The following is a 2,493-nucleotide window of genomic DNA, read 5'->3' as shown; positions in this document are numbered from 1 at the left end:
TCGTTATAACGTAAGGCAGTGCTCGCCTTACGTTATAACGATGAGCGAAAAGCTAAATTTGAGATCCAGCAACAGACATTAGAACAAGCACAACGACTTAGAGAGATCCGTGAAGAAGCGCTGCGTAACGAAGCTGAAAACAGTGAAAAACTTGAACAAATGGTACAAGAACGAACACTTGAATTAGAAATTACCTTACGCGAACTCAATGAGGTCAATCAAAAGCTGACTGAGCAAAACACTATAGACAGCCTTACCGGAGTGAAAAATCGTAGTGCTTTTGATCGTCGTCTAATTGCAGAAGGCCGTATTAGCCGTCGCCAACAAACACCTATGTCTTTGTTAATGATTGATATCGATAAATTTAAAAATATCAATGACCAATACGGCCACCTTAGTGGCGACTACACCATAAAGATGATTGCAAATACATTATGTGAATACGTAAAACGTCCAACGGATCTCGTATCACGTTTTGGTGGTGAAGAATTTGCTATTATTTTACCTTGTACAGATATTGAAGGTGCCCTGCTAGTTGCAGAGCAAATTCGCCAAGCCATCAGCGAGCTTACTATTGTCCATAATGGCCACACGATACCCTTAACGGTCAGTATCGGTGTCAGTGAAACAATTATCGAAAGTGATGAGCACCCAATGCTATTACTAGAACAAGCAGATAAAGCCCTGTATAAAGCTAAACGCAGCGGCCGAAACAAAGTCTGCTATTACCCGCTCGAAACAGACGAGATCTAAACCAGGAGTCGAAATTGAATATTATTACTAGTGCCTTTCCACAGCGCAGAATGCGCCGCATGCGTAAACATGAATTTAGCCGTCGTTTAATGTCTGAAAATACCTTAACAGTTAACGATCTCATTTATCCGATGTTCGTGTTAGAAGGTTTTCAACGCTCAGAAAAAATTGCTTCAATGCCAGGAATTGAACGTTTCTCGGTTGATCTATTATTAAAAGAAGCCGCTGAACTTGTTGAACTTGGCATTCCGCTTATTGCACTATTTCCAGTGACGCCAGCAGATAAAAAAAGTTTACTTGCAGAAGAGTCTTACAATCCTGATGGATTAGTACAACGTGCAGTCCGTGAATTAAAGCAGGCATTTCCACAACTTGGTATCATGACGGATGTAGCTTTAGATCCGTACACGACTCATGGTCAAGACGGTATTATCGATGACACTGGCTATATCATGAATGACATCACCACCGAGATCCTAGTCAAGCAGGCTTTATCTCATGCCGCTGCAGGAGCAGATATTGTCGCGCCATCAGACATGATGGATGGTCGTATCGGTGCAATCCGCCAAGCACTTGAAGAAAATGGCTTTGTGAATACTCAAATCATGGCTTATTCAGCTAAGTATTCATCAAGTTATTACGGTCCTTTTCGCGATGCTGTCGGATCGGCTAGTAACTTAAAAGGTGGCAATAAACACAGCTACCAAATGGATCCGGCTAACAGCGACGAAGCATTACACGAAGTGGCATTAGATATCCAAGAAGGTGCCGACATGGTAATGGTTAAACCAGGGATGCCTTATTTAGACATTGTACACCGTGTCAAAACAGAATTAGCAGTGCCAACATTTGCTTATCAAGTCAGCGGAGAGTACGCCATGCACATGGCTGCTATTCAAAATGGTTGGTTGGCAGAAAAAGCCATTGTGATGGAGTCATTACTTTGCTTTAAGCGCGCTGGAGCGGACGGTATTCTAACCTACTTTGCCAAACGTGCTGCTCAGTGGCTTAAAGAGCAAAACTCGTAAACCTCCGATATTGCGTAGTTATAAAGCCAATCCATCTAGGGTTGGCTTTTTTATTTTAACACTGCGCACTACGTCAATTGCAATTCAATTACATCATAAGGCAAGTCTCATACATCTCATTATCGTGATCAACTCTACATCATAAGTCATAGTCTCTTAACAGCCCTGTTTAAGCATGCTTGAATACAGTCAAGTACAGTATTTTCTTCTTAACCGAGACATTATCATGCACAATAACGTTAGAACATTATTGGCCACAACAGCGCTCTTTTTCAGTAGCCAAATGCTGCCTATGGCCGCATCAGCGAATTCAGGTTGCGCATTTGAAAAAGATCAACAAGGCTTTATTGCAACATGCAGCGAGGAGAAACAAGAAGTGATTTTAACTGGCGTAATCCAACCACAAACTCTAACAACTGAATTACCCGGCTATACTGAAGGGTTTACCAATTACCAAGTTGATGCGCAAGCGATCGATGTACTCAAAGCCATTAAAGAACCGACGCAAATAGTCGTGATTATTGGCACTTGGTGCCCAGATTGCCATCGCGAAACACCGCACTTTATGCGAATCATTGAAGCGGCAGCCAATCCCAATATTGAAGTTGAATACATTGGTGTCGATCGAAGTAAACAAGACCCTGAAGGTTTAGCGGCAAAATATGCGTTCAGCCGAATCCCAACGTTTATCGTTAAGCAACAAGGCAAAGAG

At 42.2% G+C, this 2,493-nt stretch carries 2 protein-coding genes and 1 pseudogene; all 3 read left to right on the top strand.

What is annotated here, in order from left to right:
* Positions 1-18: 18 nt before the first annotated feature.
* Positions 19-753, top strand: a pseudogene (locus CXF78_RS20230) (GGDEF domain-containing protein); the annotation flags it as partial.
* Between the two features lie 14 nt (positions 754-767).
* Entirely contained in the window at positions 768-1,781 is a 1,014-nt protein-coding gene (hemB, locus tag CXF78_RS20225; protein ID WP_011635955.1) for a porphobilinogen synthase, read from the top strand.
* A 226-nt stretch (positions 1,782-2,007) separates the two neighbouring features.
* A partial coding sequence (locus CXF78_RS20220) for a thioredoxin family protein (RefSeq protein WP_102037764.1) occupies positions 2,008-2,493 on the top strand: 486 nt, incomplete at its 3' end.

The sequence above is a fragment of the Shewanella sp. 11B5 genome, assembly GCF_002836795.1.
GTDB lineage: Bacteria > Pseudomonadota > Gammaproteobacteria > Enterobacterales > Shewanellaceae > Shewanella > Shewanella frigidimarina.
This window is presented reverse-complemented; position numbering and strand designations above follow the sequence as displayed.